This is a genomic window from Kitasatospora sp. HUAS MG31, from assembly GCF_040571325.1.
GTDB classification, from domain to species: Bacteria; Actinomycetota; Actinomycetes; order Streptomycetales; family Streptomycetaceae; genus Kitasatospora; species Kitasatospora camelliae.
The window spans coordinates 3,172,923-3,190,143 of the sequence record NZ_CP159872.1 but is presented as its reverse complement, the minus strand read 5'-3'; the positions used below and the strand labels follow the sequence as shown (position 1 = coordinate 3,190,143).

Here is a 17,221-nt window from a genome sequence, read left to right as displayed (position 1 = left end):
CTCAGTCGTGTCGTACCCCGACCGACTGTCCGAATCTGCGGCGAACCTCCCGCAGTCACCGTCTGGAGACGCCCTGTGACCGGTGCCGAGACCCCGACCGGACCCGCCCTGCCGCGCACCATCGACGACGTGCCGGGATGGTTCTTCCGAGCCGACCAGGAGGCCTTCTCCTGGTTCCTCGACCGCCAGACCGAGGCCGGAGTCACCGGCAACCTGCTGGAGCTCGGCACCTATCTCGGTCGCAGCGCGATCCTGCTCGGCCGGCATCTGCGGTCCGGCGAGACCTTCACGGTCTGCGACCTGTTCGACTCCGAGGCTCCGGACGACGAGAACTCCGCCGAGATGAGCATGTCGTACCGCGACTCGCTCACCCGCCGCGCCTTCGAGGCCAACTACCTGGCCTTCCACGAGGAGCTCCCGACCGTCGTCCAGGCGCCCACCTCGGTGCTCGCCGACGGCCGGATCCCGACCGCCAGCTGCCGCTTCGTCCACGTCGACGCCTCGCACCTGTACGAGCACGTCGCCGGCGACATCCAGGTGGCCCGGGAGGCGCTGTCCAAGGACGGCCTGGTGGCCCTGGACGACTACCGGTCGGAGCACACCCCCGGGGTCGCCGCCGCGGTCTGGGAGGCCGTGTTCGACCACGGCCTGCGGCCGGTGCTGCTGACGCCGTCCAAGTTCTACGGCACCTGGGGCGACGCCGACAGCCTGATCCGGGACTTCCTCGCCCGGGACTGGCGCGCGGAGGGCTTCCGGATGGACAGCGAGATCATCGGCGGCCACACCTGCTACCGGCTGGCCTGGGACGACCCGGTGCCGTCGCCGCAGCGGCGGCCCGCGCCCCAGCGCTCGGCGTCCCGCCGGCTCGCCCTGGCCGTGCTGCCGCCCGTCGTCACCAAGGCGGTCCGCCGGCAGCTCCAGGCCTCCCGGGACCGCCGCGCCGCCCACTGAGTCCGCCGGGAAACGCGCGGGGCGGAGGGAACGAACGCGTTCCCTCCGCCCCGCGCGGTTGTGTCGGGACCACCCGGGTGGCGGATCCGCTCCGAGGGATCCGCCACCCCGCGGGCTACTTCGGGGCGCGCCGGCCGATCGCCGTGGACCCCTGCGGCATCCGCCGGCCGACCGCGGTGGCGCCGGCGTGCCGGACACCCGTCGCCGCCGCGGCCGCGGCGAGCTCCTCCGGCGTCGGCAGGACCGCCCGGGACCGGCGCCGCAGCCGCAGCGCCCGGACCCGCAGGCCCGCCCCGGCCGCGGCCAGCGCGCACAGCGCGCCCGCCAGCCACCAGGCCGCCTCGCCCCCGGAGCCCGCCGCGGCCTTCGCGGCCGGTGCGGCCTGGGCCCCGCCACCGGCGGCCGGCCCGCCGGTGGCCTGCGTGCCCTCCTCCTCGACCAGCTTTCCGACCGGCTCGACCTTGCCCGCAGCGGCGAAGCCCCAGTCCAGCAGGGCCGCCGTCTCGTCGTAGACCTTGGGGCTGGTGGCCGGGTGCATCACGGTGACCAGGAGGGTCCGGCCGTCCCGTTCGGCGGCACCGGTGAAGGTGGCGCCGGCGTTGGTGGTGTAACCGTTCTTCACCCCGATCAGGCCCGGGTACTTGCCGAGCAGCTTGTCGGTGTTGGCGATGCCGAAGCTCCCGCGCTGCCCGGTGGTCTTGTCCACCGCGCCGGGGAACTGCGCGGTCCTGGTGGAGCAGTACGACCGGAAGTCGGGGTTGCGCAGCCCGGCGCGGGCGAACAGCGTCAGGTCGTAGGCCGAGGAGACCTGGCCGGCCTCGTCGTAGCCGTCCGGCGAGACCACATGGGTGTCGGTGGCGTGCAGCGCGTCCGCCCGGGCCTGCATGTCGGCGACGGTGCGCGCGACGCCGCCGTTCATGTGGGCGAGCACCCGGACGGCGTCGTTGCCGGAGCTGAGGAAGACCCCGCGCCAGAGGTCCTCGACCCTGTACTCCAGGTTCTCCTTGACCCCGACCAGACTGCTGCCGGCGCCGAGCCCGGCCAGTTCCTCGGGGGTGACCGTGTGCAGCTGGGACCGGTCGAACTTCGGCAGGACGGTGTCGGCGAACAGCATCTTCAGGGTGCTGGCCGGCGGCAGCGGCTGGTGCGCGTTGTAGGAGGCCAGCACCTCGCCGGTCCCGGCGTCGGCGACCACCCAGGACTGGCCGGTGATGCCCTCCGGGAGGGCCGGTGCGCCGGAGGTCGGGGCGACCTGGACCCCGGGCCGGGCGAGGCGTTCGCCGCCCACCACCGGGGCCGTCTGGGGCGGGGGAGCGTCCGACGGGGCCGCCGCGACGGCCGGAGCGGAGCCCAGCAGGAGTGTGACGGCGACGGGAATCGGTCCGTACACGATGCGACGGATTATCTGCATTTTGTGACCGTACCCGTTCGTCCCGCCGCTCTCCCAGGTCTGGTCCGAACGGGTGCCCGGTCAGGGGCGGTGTGAGGGCTCCGCATACTGGGGAGGCAGATCCGCCCCCGTCCGAAGGACCCGCCCGCCATGAAGCTCAGCCGTCCCGTCTCCTGGTTCCTCACCGCCTTCGGTGCCTGGTCGCTGATGATCTGGACCACCTTCGTCAAGAACCTGTGGAAGGACTCCGGCGGCCAGGCCTTCGTCGGCGGCGACCACTCCCAGCCCACCGCCTTCTTCTGGGTCCACCTGCTGCTGGCCGTCACCTCCCTGGTCCTCGGCCTCGCCATCGGCGGGATCGGCCTGCGCGGACTGCGGGCCCTCAAGCGCGACGGAAAGCCGGTTGACGCCCCGTCGGCCTCCTGACAGGGTGCTCCCCGCCCGGCAAGATCGAACGCGTGTCCGGCGCGTCAGCCAGGGGGGATTCGCATGGCAACCACCGTCGTCGCTCGAAGGCTCGCGGCCGTGCTCGGCGCCGCCGCCGTCGTCCTGACCACCGTCGGCGTCCCGGCGGCCGGCGCCGAGCAGCAGGCCGCCGTCACCGACCCCAAGGCCGACCCGACCCCGCGCTCGCTCGCCACCGGCACCGCCGGCGACGCCTGCGGCGACACCGTTCTCGGAGCTCGCCGACCCGGCCGGCGTCACCTCGCCGAAGGACCTCGGCGCCCTGCGCTGACCCGCACGACGACACGGCAGGGCCCGCCCGGAACCCCTCCGGGCGGGCCCTGCCGCCTTTCCCGCGTCACCGGCCTGACGTGCGCTCAGGCCGTCCCGGCGTCCACCGCGGCCCGGAACTCCGCGTACGCCGAGTCCACCGAGGGCAGCAGCCCGGCCCGGACCATCGCCGCGCCCAGCTCCAGCCGCCGCGCCGGGTCGGAGCACTCCAGGCCGCACTGGATGACCTCCGCGACCACCTCGACCGTCCCGGCCAGGAAGATCGTCCCGCTGTCCACCTGGTAGAACCACGCCTCGTACCGCGGCGCCCCGTCGGCCACCACGTCCCACCGCTCGCAGAAGCGCAGCACCGCCTCCTCGTCGTCCTCGTCGTCGGAGGCCAGCCGTCGGTCGGCCGGCAGGTCCTCGCCGTCGTAGTGGACGCCGCACAGCCTCAGCTGCTCGGCCTGAAGCGCGGTCAGCGGCTCCGCCGCCACGACGGACCGCCGGTTGGTGAACTCAGCCATGCCGCGGACGCTACCAACCCCCACCGACTACCGGCATCCGGACTCTGGGAGCCGGACCCCGCCGACTGCTAGCCTGCGCACCACACCTGGCTGACGGGTCGCGGACAGCACACCCGTTCGGGGACTCCCGGGCATGCCAGGGGACTCCAGGGGAGGTCTCGCGATGCGCGGCAACGCCACCCTCGCCCGCCCGGCCGGCCGCGGCGGCGCGGACGACCGCCACGGCGCAGCCGACCGCGACGGGCCCGACGACCCCGGCCGGGCCGGCCGCCGGCACCGCCGCGCCCCCTCCCGCCTGCTGCTCCCGGTCACCGTCGCGGCCGGCTGCCAGATCGTCCTGCTGCTGTGGTGGCTGGCCGCCTACCCCGCCTTCCTCGGCCCCGACGCGGTCGAGACGGTCCGCCGGGTGACCGAGCCGGGTGCCTGGACGGCCGGCCGCGCCGTCCCGTACGACGCCGCCGTGCTGCTCTCGCTCCGGCTCACCGGCGGCCTCGCCGCCGTCACCCTGCTGCAGACGGCCGCCGCCGCGCTCACCCTCGGGTACGCCGTCGCCGCCCTCGCCCGGCTCGGCGTCCGCGGCCGCTGGAGCGCCCCCACCGCGCTCGCCCTCGCCGCCCTGCCGCCGACCGGCGGCCTCACCGTCTTCCTCTGGCGCGAGGTCCCGTTCACCCTCGCCGCCGTCCTCACCTGCGCCGCCTGCCTGCGGCTGCTCGCCCGCCGCGCCGCCCAGGAGGAACGGCCCACCGGACGCGGGCTGGCCGTCGACCTCGCCGTCCTGCTGCTCGCCCTGCTCGGCCTCGGCCTCTTCGGCGGCCGGGCCGGCTGCGGCATCGCCTTCACCGTCACCCTCGCCCTGCTCGCCTTCCTCCCCGGACTGCGCCGCCAGGTCGCCCTGCTGGCCCTGGCCGCCCTGCTCGTCCCGCTCCTGCTCGACCTGCGCGGCTACCGGGCCCTGCTCGACGTCCGTCGCGCCCCCGCCGCCCACCGGCTGGACGCCGCCGACCTCGCCGTCGCCTACCACAGCGACCCCACCGCCTTCGGGGAGGCCGACACCGCCCTGTTCGCCGCCGTCGCCCCCCTCCCCGTCTGGGACCGGGCCGGCGCCGCCTGCTACTCCGCCGACCGGCTCACCGACCCGGACCAGGGGTGGGACGAGACCCGCGCCCTCGCCCGCGACGGCGAACTGACCGACCTCTGGTTCCGCACCGCCGCCCGCCACCCCGACCTGGTCCTCGCCGCCCGGCTCTGCCGCGGCCACCTCGCCTGGGGCATCTGGCCCGGCCCCGCCGACGCCGCCGGCCAGACCGTCGTCCAGACCCCCCGCCCCTCGCCCGACCTGTACGGCTACACCGCCCCCGGCGGCAGCCTCGCCGACAGCCCGGTCGCCGACCGGCTGCGGCCCAACCCCGCCCTCACCCCGCTCCGGAAGGCCGCCGTCTGGCTGCACACCGCCCTGCGGGCCCCGCAGCTGGAGTGGCTGCTGTGGCGCGGCGCCGTCTGGACCTACCTCGGCTACGCCGCCCTCCTGGTCTGCGCCCGCCGCCGCGCCCTGCCCGCCGCCCTCCCGGTCGGCGGCGCCGTCCTGATCGGCCTCCAACTCGCCCTGATCGCCTCCGGATCCGGCCCCGACTACCGCGGCATGGCGGCCGCCCTCTTCCTCGGCCCGCTGCTGCTCACCCTGCTCACCGCCCGCAGGCGGTAGGGCCGCGTACGGCGGTCAGGCCGTGCACCGCGGTCAGGCCGCGCACGCGAAGGGCCCGCCCGGCGGCTGCCGGACGGGCCCTTGCGTACGGGTGGATCAGAAGCGGCGGGTCACCAGCGCCCGCTTCACTTCCTGGATCGCCTTGGTGACCTCGATGCCACGCGGGCAGGCCTCCGAGCAGTTGAAGGTGGTGCGGCAGCGCCACACGCCCTCACGGTCGTTGAGGATCTCCAGGCGCTGCTCGCCGCCCTCGTCGCGCGAGTCGAAGATGAAGCGGTGCGCGTTGACGATCGCGGCCGGGCCGAAGTACTGGCCGTCGTTCCAGAACACCGGGCAGGACGAGGTGCACGCGGCGCACAGGATGCACTTGGTGGTGTCGTCGAACCGCTCGCGGTCCTCCTGCGACTGCAGGCGCTCGCGGGTCGGGTCGTTCCCCTTGGTGATGAGGAACGGCATGACGTCCTTGTACGCCTGGAAGAACGGGTCCATGTCCACGACCAGGTCCTTGAGGACCGTCAGGCCCTTGATGGCCTCGATCGTGATCGGCTTCTCCGGGTTGACGTCCTTGATCAGGGTCTTGCACGCCAGCCGGTTGCGGCCGTTGATCCGCATGGCGTCCGAGCCGCAGATGCCGTGGGCGCACGAGCGGCGGTACGTCAGGGTGCCGTCCTGCTCCCACTTGACCTTGTTGAGGGCGTCCAGGACGCGCTCCTTCGGGTCCATCTCCAGCTGGTAGTCCACCCACACCGGGTCCGGGTGCTCCTCCGGGTTGAACCGGCGGATCCGGACGGTGACGGTGATCAGGTCGGTGCCACCCGCCTCGGCGGCGTCCAGCGCGGCCGAGTGCTTCTCGACGGTCGGAGTGCTCATCAGTACTTACGCTCCATCGGCTGGTAGCGGGTCTGCACGACCGGCTTGTAGTCGAGGCGGATCGAGGTGCTGCCGTCGGCCGCCACCTCCTGGTACGCCATGGTGTGCTGCATGAACTTCACGTCGTCGCGCTTCGGGAAGTCCTCGCGGAAGTGACCGCCGCGCGACTCCTCGCGGGCCAGCGCGGAGACGGCCAGCACCTCGGCCAGGTCGAGCAGGTTGCCCAGCTCGATGGCCTCCAGCAGGTCGGTGTTGTACCGCATGCCCTTGTCCTGGATCGCCACGTTCTTGTAGCGCTCCTTCAGGGCCTTCACGTCCTTGACGGCCTGCTGCAGGGTCGCACCGGTGCGGTACACGGACGCGTTGGCGTCCATGGACTCCTGCAGCTCCTTGCGGATCTGCGCCACGGACTCGGTGCCGGTGGACTCGCGCAGCGTGTCGACCATGTTCTGGACGAGCGCGCCCGGGTCGGCCGGCAGCTCGACGAACTCGGCCTTGTCGGCGTACGCGGCGGCGGCGATGCCCGCGCGGCGGCCGAACACGTTGATGTCCAGCAGCGAGTTGGTGCCCAGGCGGTTGGCGCCGTGCACCGAGACGCAGGCGACCTCACCGGCGGCGTACAGGCCGGGGACGACGTCCGTGTTGTTGGACAGCACCTCGCCCTCGACGTTGGTCGGGATGCCGCCCATGGCGTAGTGCGCGGTGGGCTGGATCGGGATCGGGTCCGTGTAGGGCTCGATGCCGAGGTAGGTGCGCGCGAACTCGGTGATGTCCGGGAGCTTCGCGTCCAGCTGCTCCGGGGGCAGGTGGGTGAGGTCCAGGTAGACGTGGTCGCCGTCCGGACCGCAGCCGCGGCCCTCGCGGATCTCGGTGTAGATCGCGCGGGAGCAGACGTCGCGGGAGGCGAGGTCCTTCATGACCGGCGCGTAGCGCTCCATGAAGCGCTCGCCGTCCTTGTTGCGGAGGATGCCGCCCTCGCCGCGGGCGCCCTCGGTGAGGAGGATGCCCATGCGCCAGATGCCCGTCGGGTGGAACTGGAAGAACTCCATGTCCTCCAGCGGCAGGCCGCGGCGCAGCGCCACCGCCTGGCCGTCACCGGTCAGGGTGTGGGCGTTCGAGGTGACCTTGAACATCTTGCCGGTGCCGCCGGAGGCGAACACCACGGCCTTGGCCTGGAAGACGTGGATCTCGCCGGTGGCCAGCTCGTACGCGACGACGCCAGCGGTCTTGCCCTCGTTGATCAGCAGGTCGAGGACGTAGAACTCGTTGAAGAACTCGACGCCGTGCTTGACGCAGTTCTGGAACAGCGTCTGGAGGATCATGTGACCGGTGCGGTCGGCCGCGTAGCAGGACCGGCGGACCGGGGCCTCGCCGTGGTTGCGGGAGTGACCGCCGAAGCGGCGCTGGTCGATCCGGCCCTGGTCGGTCCGGGAGAAGGGGAGGCCCATCTTCTCCAGGTCGAGGACGGCGTCGATGGCCTCCTTGCACATGATCTCGGCGGCGTCCTGGTCGACCAGGTAGTCACCACCCTTGACCGTGTCGAAGGTGTGCCACTCCCAGTTGTCCTCCTCGACGTTGGCCAGGGCGGCGCACATGCCGCCCTGGGCCGCGCCGGTGTGGGACCGGGTCGGGTAGAGCTTGGTCAGCACCGCGGTGCGGCTGCGCTGGGTCGACTCGATGGCCGCGCGCATGCCGGCGCCACCGGCGCCGACGATGACGGTGTCGTACTGGTGAATCTGCATGGGGGTCAGTCGCCTCTGGCTCGTCAGATGTTCGGGTCGAAGGTGAAGATCACCAGGGTGCCGAGCAGGACCGTGAACACGGTCGCGACACCCAGGAGGCCCTTCAGCCACAGACGAGTGGAGTCCTTCTCCGCGTAGTCGGTGATGACCGTGCGCATGCCGTTGGCGCCGTGGAGCATGGCGAGCCAGAGCATCAGCAGGTCCCAGAACTGCCAGAACGGGGACGCCCAGCGGCCGGCCACGAAGGCGAAGCCGATCTTGGACACGCCGCCGTCGAGCACCAGCATGATCAGCAGGTGGCCGAGGATCAGCACCACCAGCACCACGCCGGACAGGCGCATGAACAGCCAGGCGAGCATCTCGAAGTTGGTGCGGGTGCGGCGCGGGGTCTTCGCGCTCCGCGTCCGGGCCGGCTCCACCACGAAGGCGTCGGCCGGGTTGCCCGTCCCGAGGCCCTGGCCGGTGTGGGCCTGGGCGGACGGGACGATGAGGTCCTTGGTCTCAGCGGACATCGCGGATCAGCCCCCGAACCAGGTGCGAAGAGTGTGCTGCAGGATCGGGTAGAAGGCGCCGGCCATCAGGACGACCCAGACACCCACGACGGACCAGAGCATCTGCTTGTGGTACTTCGGGCCCTTGGACCAGAAGTCGACGGCGACGACCCGCAGGCCGTTCAGCGCGTGGAACAGGATGGCGGCCACCAGGCCGTACTCCATCAGGTTCACCAGCGGCGTCTTGTACGTCTCGATGACGGAGTCGTACGCCTCGGGCGACACCCGCACGAGCGCGGTGTCGAGGACATGTGCGAACAGGAAGAAGAAGATGAGGACGCCGGTGACTCGGTGAGCCACCCAGCTCCACATGCCTTCCCGGCCGCGGTACAGCGTTCCAGCCGGCACGGAAAACCCTCCGGAAGCGGATTGGGGGCTCGGCCGGCTTCGGTGTCGGTCAGCCCGGCCGGGTCGGTCCACCGGCCGCGAGCATCCTATCGACGCGTTGTCGGCAACCGCCTCCGGGGGGCACAGGTGTGATCAATCAGGCACGCACGGCCTAACGGATCCGGGAACCCTCACCCACCGTGACCGGCCTGAGGCGGGCAGGCCGGAGGCCCGGCCGGCCCCGGGGGAGGGCCGGCCGGAGCTGCTCAGCGGGCGGCCGGCTGCGAGTGCCGGGCGACCAGGTGCTCGAGCCGGGTGAGCGAGATCCTCCGCAGTTCGTCCGCCGCGACCAGCCGCTCCTCGTCGGGATCGTTGGCCAGCCGGGTCCGGATCGAGCCGAGTACGGCGTCCAGCATCTCCCCGGGCGCCACCCCGTCCAGGCAGACCACGAAGACGTGGCCGAACCGGGCCTCGTACGCCGCGTGCGCGGCGCGCAGCGCGGTGTGGGCGGCCTGGCTGCCGGGGGCGCGCATGCCGAGCAGCGGCTGCGGCATCCAGCTCTCGTCCGCCAGGGCCTCGGCGAGGTCGGCGGGGCGGAGGTCGTACGCCGCCTCGCTGGCGGCGGCCAGCAGGGACTCTATGTCGGGGTAGGGCCGGTGGGCGGCGAGTCTGAGGGCCCAGCGGCGGCTGCCGCAGCAGGCGAGCAGTGCCTCCTCGGCGGCACCGGCGTCGGCCTCGTTGAAGCGGTGTAGCCCGAGCAGGGACGGATCCGTCCGAGCGTCCGGACGCTGCGGCGGGATGTCGCTGGCCAGCGGGTCCTCCTCGTGAGCGCGGGAAGGCGGGTGCTCCAGAGACGAAAGGTAGGGGCCGGGCGGTTTCGCCGAATACGGGTGAACGCCGCAGACGGCTGGTTGACGCGCGTGCGGGTGAAAACGGGTGGTTCCGGACGGAGCGGACGGCTTCGGGCTGCGGACGCCCCGGCCGGGCAGCGGCACCAACGTAGTTGAGAGCTCATCAGTAAGGGAGACGGCAGGCGAAATTCACCCGATCGAGCTATCAAGTTGTGACGTTGACACTTGCGTGTCACCCCGGTGGCCCGCCGTCTCCCCGCGGGCACCGCTACTGCACCCGGTGCACCTTGTGGTTGGCCGCCTGCGCGCGCGGGCGCACCACCAGCAGGTCGATGTTGACGTGCGGCGGCCGGGTGACCGCCCAGGAGACGGTGTCCGCGACGTCCTCGGAGGTGAGCGGCTCCGCCACCCCGGCGTACACGGCCGCCGCCTTGTCCTCGTCCCCGCGGAACCGGGTCACCGCGAACCCCTCGGACCGCACCATGCCCGGCGCGATCTCGATCACCCGGATCGGCTCCCCGCACAGCTCCAGCCGCAGCGTCGCCGCGATGGTGTGCGCCGCGTGCTTCGCCGCCACGTACCCGCCGCCGCCCTCGTACGCGGCCAGCGCCGCGGTGGAGGACATCACCAGCACGGTGCCGTCCCCGGTCGCCCGCAGCGCGGGCAGCAGCGCCTGGGTCACGTGCAGCACGCCCAGCACGTTCACCTCGTACATCGCCCGCCAGTCGGCCGGGTCGCCGGCCTCCACCGTCTCGGCGCCGATCGCGCCGCCGGCGTTGTTCACCAGCACGTCCACCCGGCCGACCTCGGCCGCGAAGGCGTCCACCGCGGCCCGGTCGGTCACGTCCAGGGTGTACGCCCGGCCGCCGATCTCCTTCGCCAGCGCCTCGATCCGCCCGGTGCGGCGGGCGGTGAGCACCACCTCGAAGCCGTCGGCCGCGAGCCGGCGCGCGGTCGCCGCGCCGATCCCGCTGCTGGCACCGGTGACGACGGCCACCTTCCGTTCGGTCATAGCCCCTCCAGGGTGCGATCCGGTCTGTACCGGTGATCCTCTCAAGCCGCTCCCGGCGACCCGGCCGTGGCACCTGCCGGGCCCGCCGCGGCGCCACTACCGTACGGACGAGAGGGAGTGGGCGCCCGGGCGTGCCGGGGCCCACCGGCCGCGAGGAACCGGAGGACCCCATGCCGACCGAGCCCCGCCACACCGAGTCGGGCCTGCCCGTCGAACCGGTCTACGGCCCCGAGGCCCTCGCGGGCTGGGACGCCCGGACCCGGCTGGGCAGCCCCGGGGAGTACCCCTTCACCCGCGGCGTCTACCCGACCATGTACACCGGCCGCCCGTGGACCGTGCGCCAGTACGCGGGCTTCGGCACCGCCGCCGAGTCCAACGCCCGCTACCGCCAGCTGATCGCCCACGGCACCACCGGGCTCTCGGTCGCCTTCGACCTGCCCACCCAGATGGGCTACGACTCGGACGCCCCGCTCGCCCACGGCGAGGTCGGCAAGGTCGGGGTCGCCGTGGACAGCGTCGAGGACATGGCGGTGCTGTTCGACGGCATCCCGCTCGGCGAGGTCTCCACCTCGATGACCATCAACGCCCCCGCCGCCCTGCTCCTGCTGCTCTACCGGCTGGTCGGCGAGGCCCAGGGCGTCGCGCCGGCCGCCCTGACCGGCACCGTCCAGAACGACGTGCTCAAGGAGTACATCGCCCGCGGCACGTACATCTTCCCGCCCGCCCCCAGCCTGCGGCTGGTCGCCGACGTGTTCCGGTACTGCCGGGCCGAGATCCCCCGCTGGAACACCATCTCCATCTCCGGCTACCACATGGCCGAGGCCGGCGCCGACCCCGCGCAGGAGATCGCCTTCACCCTGGCCAACGGCATCGCGTACGTACGCTGCGCGCTCGCGGCCGGCATGGCGGTGGACGAGTTCGCCCCCCGGCTGTCGTTCTTCTTCGTCGCCCGCACCACCCTGCTGGAGGAGGTCGCGAAGTTCCGCGCCGCCCGCCGGATCTGGGCCAGGACCATGCGCGAGACCTTCGGCGCCCGCGACCCCCGCTCGCAGATGCTGCGCTTCCACACCCAGACCGCCGGGGTGCAGCTCACCGCCCAGCAGCCCGAGGTCAACCTGGTCCGGGTGACCGTCCAGGCGCTGGCGGCGGTGCTCGGCGGCACCCAGTCGCTGCACACCAACAGCTTCGACGAGGCCATCGCCCTGCCCACCGAGAAGTCCGCCCGGCTGGCCCTGCGCACCCAGCAGGTGCTGGCCCACGAGAGCGACGTCACCGCCACCGTCGACCCGTTCGCCGGCTCCTACGCGGTGGAGTCGATGACCGAGGAGCTGGAGACCGCGGCGCTGGGACTGATGGCCAAGGTGGAGGAACTCGGCGGCGCCGTCGCGGCGATCGAGCGGGGCTGGCAGAAGGCCGAGATCGAGCGCACCGCCTACCGCGTCCAGCAGGAGACCGACGCCGGCCGCCGCACCGTGGTCGGGGTGAACCGCTTCCGGCTCGACCGGGAGGAGCCCTACCGGCCGTTGCGGGTGGACCCGGCGATCGAGCAGCGGCAGGCCGAGCGGCTGGCCCGGCTGCGCGCCGACCGGGACCGGTCCGCGGTGGACCGCGGGCTCTCCGCGCTCCGCCGGGCCGCCGAGGGGACGGAGAACGTGCTCCCGCCGATGCGGGAGGCGCTGGCCGCCCGGGCCACCGTCGGCGAGGTGTGCGACGCCCTGCGCCAGGTCTGGGGCACCCACACCCCGGTGGAGCGGTTCTGACGCGTGGCCCGGCGGGGGCGTGACGCGGACCGGGGGCTGCCCCGGATCGGCTCCAGCGGGTCAGGAGCGCGGCTCGACCGGTCGGCGGTCAGCTGGCGGGTGGAAGGTTTCGCCGTGTCCGTCAGACCGGGAGTTCGTTGCACAGGACAGCGATCCACAGGGGAAGGTGGCTGAAACGAGATGTCATACCCACCCGCGCGGCCACTATGCACCCATCCGGGGTCGTCTTGCGAAGAAGTCGGGCCAAAAACCCTCCACCGGCCTACTCTTGTTGAGGTGAACGATCCTCAGCCCGTCGATCGGGCCGCCCTCGCCGCCGCCGTCCGCCCCGCCAGTGACCTGCGCGCACGGGTACGGGCCTACGAGGCAGAGTTGATCGCGTTCCGCCGGGACATGCACCGGCACCCCGAGCTGGGCCGTCAGGAGTTCCGGGTCACCCGGCTGCTGCGTGAGCGGCTGCTCGCCGCGGGCCTGGAGCCGCGCATCCTCCCGCACGGCACCGGGATGATCGTCGACATCGTGCCGGCGGGCACCAAGCCGGGCACGCCCTTCCTGGCCTTCCGGGCGGACATCGACGCCCTGCCGATCGACGACGCCAAGACCGACGTCCCGTACCGCTCCACGCTGCCCGGCCGGGCCCACGCCTGCGGGCACGACGTGCACACCGCCGTGGTGCTGGGCACCGCGCTGGTGCTCGCCCAGGCCGCCCGGACGGGGGAGCTGCGCCAGCCGGTCCGGATGATCTTCCAGCCCGCCGAGGAGGTCATGCCCGGCGGCGCGCTGGACGTGATCAAGGCGGACGGGATGAAGGGCGTCGGCCGGATCTTCGCGGTGCACTGCGACCCGAAGGTCCGGGTCGGCCGGGTCGGCCTCAAGGTCGGTGCGATCACCTCGGCCTGCGACCGCCTGGTCCTGGGCCTGGACGGCCCCGGCGGCCACACCGCCCGCCCGCACCTGACCACCGACCTGGTCACGGCGGTGGCCAGACTGGCCACCGACCTGCCCCCGGCGCTGGCCCGCCGGATGGACCCGCGCTGGGGCGTCAGCCTGGTCTGGGGCCGGATCGCCTCCGGCTCCGCGTCCAACGTCATCCCGCAGCACGCCGAGCTGGAGGGCACCGTCCGCTGCCTGGAGCTGGACGGCTGGCGCGAGGCGCCGGAGGTGCTGGACGAGCTGGTCGGCCGGATCGCCGAGACCTACCGCGCCAAGTGGACGCTGGACTACCACCGCGGGGTGCCGCCGGTGGTGAACGAGCACACCTCGATCAACCAGCTGGAGACGGCGATGACCGCCCGGTTCGGGGCCGACGGGGAGCCGCTGTTCGAGGGGCCGGTGGTGGAGGACACCGAGCAGAGCCTCGGCGGGGAGGACTTCTCCTGGTACCTGGAGCACGCCCCGGGGGCGCTGGCCCGGCTCGGGGTGCGCGGCCCGGACGAGAAGGGGGTCCGCGACCTGCACCAGGGCATGTTCGACGTGGACGAGCGGGCGATCGGCATCGGGGTCGAGCTCTTCGCCTCCCTCGCGCTGGAGCACGCGAGCGTCTGACCGGCGCCCCTTCGGGGACGACCGAACGGGACGACGGGGGAGAGGACGAACGGGACGACCGACGGGGCGTCCGAGTGCCACCGGCCGGGTGCGGTCGGTCGCACCCGGGCGCCCCGTTCCGGTGGGTCGGGGGCGAGAGCGGCGAGGTTCCTCCGTGGGGCGCCCGGATCGCCGTACTGTGGTGGTCCGATACCACTCGGTAGTGACATCGGGTTGAACAAGTGTCACGGTATGTCCGGATAAGACCGGGCCGACGACCACATTTTGATAACAACCCGAATGGCTCCGCAGGCCGTAACACAACCGTGTTCTACGCGCGTTACGGTGGCGCTCGACCACGCCAAACGGGTGTGTGAGAAGGAGAAACTCCCTTGCGCCGTTCACTCAAGCTCGCCGCGGTAGTGCTCTCGGGTTCCCTGGGCATGGCTTCGCTCGCCGCCTGCGGCGCAAAGAGCACCGACAACACCTCCGCCTCCGCCTCGGGTGGCTCCGGTCTGAAGATCGGCATGGCCTACGACATCGGCGGCCGTGGTGACCAGTCCTTCAACGACTCGGCCGCCCGTGGTCTCGACCAGGCCAAGGCCGAGCTCGGCGCCACCGTGTTCGAGGCCGAGGCCAAGACCGGTGAGGCCGAGACCGACAAGGAGCAGCGCCTCAAGGACCTGGTCACCAACGGCTACAACCCGATCATCGCGGTCGGCTTCGTGTACCAGGGCGCCGTCGAGAAGGTCGCCAAGGACAACCCGAACGTCAAGTTCGCGATCATCGACTCGGCCTCCCCGACCCAGCCCTCCAACGTCACCTCGCTGACCTTCACCGAGGAGCAGGGCTCGTACCTGGCCGGCGTCGCCGCCGCCAGCAAGTCGAAGTCCGGCACCATCGGCTTCATCGGCGGTGTGCAGTCCGAGCTGATCAAGAAGTTCGAGGCCGGCTACGTCGCGGGCGCCAAGTCGATCAACCCGAACATCAACGTTCTCACCACCTACCTCACCACCCCGCCGGACTTCAGCGGCTTCAACGACCCGGGCAAGGGCAAGCAGGCCGCCCAGGGCCAGCTGGACAAGGGCGCGGACGTCATCTACGCCGCCGCCGGCTCCTCCGGCAACGGCTCGATCGAGGCCGTCGCCACCGCCGGCAAGTGGGCCATCGGCGTCGACTCCGACCAGGCCAGCCAGCCGGCCCTGTCGAAGTACAAGAACAACATCCTCACCTCCATGGTGAAGAACGTGAACGTCGCCGTCTTCGACTACTCGAAGTCCTTCAAGGACGGCAACCCGATCACCGGCGTCAAGGTCTTCGACCTGAAGGGCAACGGTGTCTCGCTGGCCACCACCGGCGGCCACATCGACGACATCAAGGCGAAGCTCCAGTCCGCCACCGACGCGATCACCTCGGGTGCCACCAAGGTCCCGACCGCGCCGCAGAGCTGACGCCCGCACCGCCCGTGCCGCCCCCGGGCCGTGGGCAGCACCGGTGACACCACGCGGACGGGGCCCGGCCGGGTGTGCGCAGCGCACGCCCACCGGGCCCCGACCCGTTCCGAACCACTGATCTCTCAGCGCAACGACGCGCCCGACGACCACCAGGAGATCGCCATCACCCCCTCCGACCCCGCCCCCCGCACGGGCGGCACCCCCAGCGCGGGAACGGCGTCCGTGGCCGTCGAGCTGCGCGGCATCACCAAGCGCTTCCCCGGCGTCGTGGCCAACCACGACATCGACATCACCGTCCGGCGCGGCACCGTGCACGCGCTGATGGGTGAGAACGGCGCCGGCAAGTCCACCCTGATGAAGATCCTCTACGGCATGCAGAAGCCGGACGAGGGCACCATCGCCGTCGACGGCGAGCAGGTGGTCTTCCACACCCCGGGCGACGCGATCGCCCGCGGCATCGGCATGGTCCACCAGCACTTCATGCTGGCCGACTACCTCACCGTGTGGGAGAACGTCGTCCTCGGCGGCGAGCACCTGTACGGCATCGGCGCCAAGGCCAAGGCCAAGATCAAGGAGATCTCCGACCAGTACGGCCTCGGGATCCGCCCCGACGCCATGGTCGAGGACCTCGGCGTGGCCGACCGCCAGCGCGTGGAGATCCTCAAGGTGCTCTACCGCGGCGCCCGGATCCTGATCCTGGACGAGCCCACCGCCGTCCTGGTGCCGCACGAGGTCGACGCACTCTTCGCCAACCTCCGCGAGCTCAAGGCCGAGGGCGTCACCGTCATCTTCATCTCGCACAAGCTGCACGAGGTGCTCTCGGTCGCCGACGCCATCAGCGTCATCCGCCGCGGCACCACGGTCGGCGACGCGGACCCGAAGACCGTCACCGCCCGCCAGCTCGCCGAGATGATGGTCGGCGCCGAGCTGCCCTCCCCGGAGAGCCGCGAGTCCACCGTCACCGAGACCGAGATGCTCCGCGTCGACGGCCTGCGGATCGCCAAGGCGGACGCCGAGGGCATCGAGCGCGTGGTCCTGGACGACATCTCGCTGCGCATCCGCAAGGGCGAGATCCTCGGCATCGCCGGTGTCGAGGGCAACGGCCAGGCCGAGCTGGTCGAGGCGATCATGGGCATGCTGCCGCTGGACGGCGGCACCGTGACCCTGGACGGCAAGGACTTCAGCGGCAGCCTCACCCGGTCCCGCCGCGAGGCCGGCATCGGCTACATCCCCGAGGACCGCCACCGGCACGGCCTGCTGCTGGAGGCCCCGCTCTGGGAGAACCGGATCCTCGGCCACGTCACCGAGTCCCCGAACTGCAAGGGCATCCTGCTCGACCCCGCCGGGGCCCGCCGGGACACCCAGCGGATCGTCGAGGAGTTCGACGTCCGCACCCCCGGCATCGAGGTCACCGCGGCCTCCCTCTCCGGCGGCAACCAGCAGAAGCTGATCATCGGCCGCGAGATGAGCCACAACCCCAAGCTGCTGATCGCCGCCCACCCCACCCGCGGTGTGGACGTCGGCGCCCAGGCGCAGATCTGGGAGCAGATCCGCGGCGCCCAGCGCGAGGGCCTGGCGGTGCTGCTGATCTCCGCCGACCTGGACGAGCTGATCGGCCTCTCCGACACCATCCGCGTCATCTACCGCGGCCGCCTGGTCGCCGACGCCGACCCGGCCACCGTGACCGCCGAGGACCTCGGCACCGCGATGACCGGCGCCGCCCGCGGCCACATCGAGTCCGAGCCCGACGCGCTGGCCGAGGCCCAGTCCCAGGCGGCCGAGGGCACCGAGGCCGACGGCTCCGCCCCCACCGACACCGCCGACGACTCGCAGGCGGGGGAGTAAC

General features: G+C 72.4%; 15 protein-coding genes. 7 read left to right on the top strand and 8 right to left on the bottom strand.

Features of this window, described 5'->3' with window-relative positions; genetic code table 11:
- Positions 1-75: 75 nt before the first annotated feature.
- On the top strand, positions 76-951 hold the full coding sequence (locus tag ABWK59_RS14215; protein ID WP_354640948.1) for a class I SAM-dependent methyltransferase: 876 nt from the start codon (positions 76-78) through the stop codon (positions 949-951).
- 115 nt (positions 952-1,066) lie between these two features.
- On the opposite strand, the gene ABWK59_RS14210 is transcribed toward ABWK59_RS14215, so the two are convergent.
- Positions 1,067-2,362: a D-alanyl-D-alanine carboxypeptidase family protein gene (locus tag ABWK59_RS14210; RefSeq protein ID WP_354640947.1), complete on the bottom strand. Its 1,296-nt coding sequence runs from the start codon at positions 2,360-2,362 to the stop codon at positions 1,067-1,069.
- 129 nt (positions 2,363-2,491) lie between these two features.
- Here ABWK59_RS14210 and ABWK59_RS14205 point away from each other — a divergent pair, with 129 nt between their 5' ends.
- On the top strand, positions 2,492-2,767 hold the full coding sequence (locus tag ABWK59_RS14205; protein ID WP_354640946.1) for an SCO4848 family membrane protein: 276 nt from the start codon (positions 2,492-2,494) through the stop codon (positions 2,765-2,767).
- A gap of 395 nt (positions 2,768-3,162) precedes the next feature.
- Here the strand turns inward: ABWK59_RS14205 and ABWK59_RS14200 are convergent, their stop codons facing one another.
- Positions 3,163-3,582 carry a hypothetical protein gene (locus tag ABWK59_RS14200; protein WP_354640945.1) on the bottom strand — a complete coding sequence of 140 codons (420 nt, stop codon included), beginning with the start codon at positions 3,580-3,582 and terminating at the stop codon, positions 3,163-3,165.
- Between the two features lie 163 nt (positions 3,583-3,745).
- Here ABWK59_RS14200 and ABWK59_RS14195 point away from each other — a divergent pair, with 163 nt between their 5' ends.
- On the top strand, positions 3,746-5,284 hold the full coding sequence (locus tag ABWK59_RS14195) for a hypothetical protein (RefSeq protein WP_354640944.1): 1,539 nt from the start codon (positions 3,746-3,748) through the stop codon (positions 5,282-5,284).
- A 96-nt stretch (positions 5,285-5,380) separates the two neighbouring features.
- Here ABWK59_RS14195 and ABWK59_RS14190 read toward each other — a convergent pair whose 3' ends face one another.
- The 6 genes from ABWK59_RS14190 to ABWK59_RS14165 form a co-directional block, all read right to left on the bottom strand.
- The gene (locus ABWK59_RS14190; RefSeq protein WP_354640943.1) at positions 5,381-6,154 is read right to left on the bottom strand and encodes a succinate dehydrogenase iron-sulfur subunit; all 774 of its coding nucleotides are present in this window, start codon (positions 6,152-6,154) and stop codon (positions 5,381-5,383) included.
- Complete coding sequence (gene sdhA / locus ABWK59_RS14185; protein WP_354640942.1) at positions 6,154-7,896, bottom strand: succinate dehydrogenase flavoprotein subunit; 1,743 nt, start codon at positions 7,894-7,896, stop codon at positions 6,154-6,156. The genes ABWK59_RS14190 and sdhA overlap by 1 nt, the downstream gene beginning before the upstream one ends.
- 23 nt (positions 7,897-7,919) lie before the next feature.
- Entirely contained in the window at positions 7,920-8,408 is a 489-nt protein-coding gene (gene sdhD, locus ABWK59_RS14180) for a succinate dehydrogenase, hydrophobic membrane anchor protein (protein ID WP_354640941.1), read from the bottom strand.
- A gap of 6 nt (positions 8,409-8,414) precedes the next feature.
- The gene (gene sdhC, locus ABWK59_RS14175) at positions 8,415-8,795 is read right to left on the bottom strand and encodes a succinate dehydrogenase, cytochrome b556 subunit (protein ID WP_354640940.1); all 381 of its coding nucleotides are present in this window, start codon (positions 8,793-8,795) and stop codon (positions 8,415-8,417) included.
- 245 nt (positions 8,796-9,040) lie between these two features.
- Positions 9,041-9,586, bottom strand: coding sequence for a 2-oxo-4-hydroxy-4-carboxy-5-ureidoimidazoline decarboxylase (locus ABWK59_RS14170; RefSeq protein WP_420492920.1), 546 nt, complete (start codon positions 9,584-9,586; stop codon positions 9,041-9,043).
- A gap of 307 nt (positions 9,587-9,893) precedes the next feature.
- A complete protein-coding gene (locus ABWK59_RS14165) occupies positions 9,894-10,637 on the bottom strand; it encodes an SDR family oxidoreductase (protein ID WP_354640939.1) in 744 nt (247 codons plus the stop codon).
- A gap of 170 nt (positions 10,638-10,807) precedes the next feature.
- Between ABWK59_RS14165 and ABWK59_RS14160 the strand changes: the two genes are divergently transcribed.
- The 4 genes from ABWK59_RS14160 to ABWK59_RS14145 all read left to right on the top strand — a co-directional run bounded on the left by ABWK59_RS14160 (position 10,808) and on the right by ABWK59_RS14145 (position 17,220).
- The gene (locus ABWK59_RS14160; protein ID WP_354640938.1) at positions 10,808-12,397 is read left to right on the top strand and encodes an acyl-CoA mutase large subunit family protein; all 1,590 of its coding nucleotides are present in this window, start codon (positions 10,808-10,810) and stop codon (positions 12,395-12,397) included.
- Between the two features lie 339 nt (positions 12,398-12,736).
- The gene (locus ABWK59_RS14155; protein ID WP_354644951.1) at positions 12,737-13,942 is read left to right on the top strand and encodes an amidohydrolase; all 1,206 of its coding nucleotides are present in this window, start codon (positions 12,737-12,739) and stop codon (positions 13,940-13,942) included.
- 371 nt (positions 13,943-14,313) lie between these two features.
- Positions 14,314-15,372 (top strand): BMP family lipoprotein, encoded by a 1,059-nt coding sequence (locus tag ABWK59_RS14150; protein ID WP_354640937.1) that lies wholly within the window; start codon positions 14,314-14,316, stop codon positions 15,370-15,372.
- 324 nt (positions 15,373-15,696) lie between these two features.
- Entirely contained in the window at positions 15,697-17,220 is a 1,524-nt protein-coding gene (locus ABWK59_RS14145) for an ABC transporter ATP-binding protein (protein WP_354644950.1), read from the top strand.
- Position 17,221 lies beyond the last annotated feature (1 nt).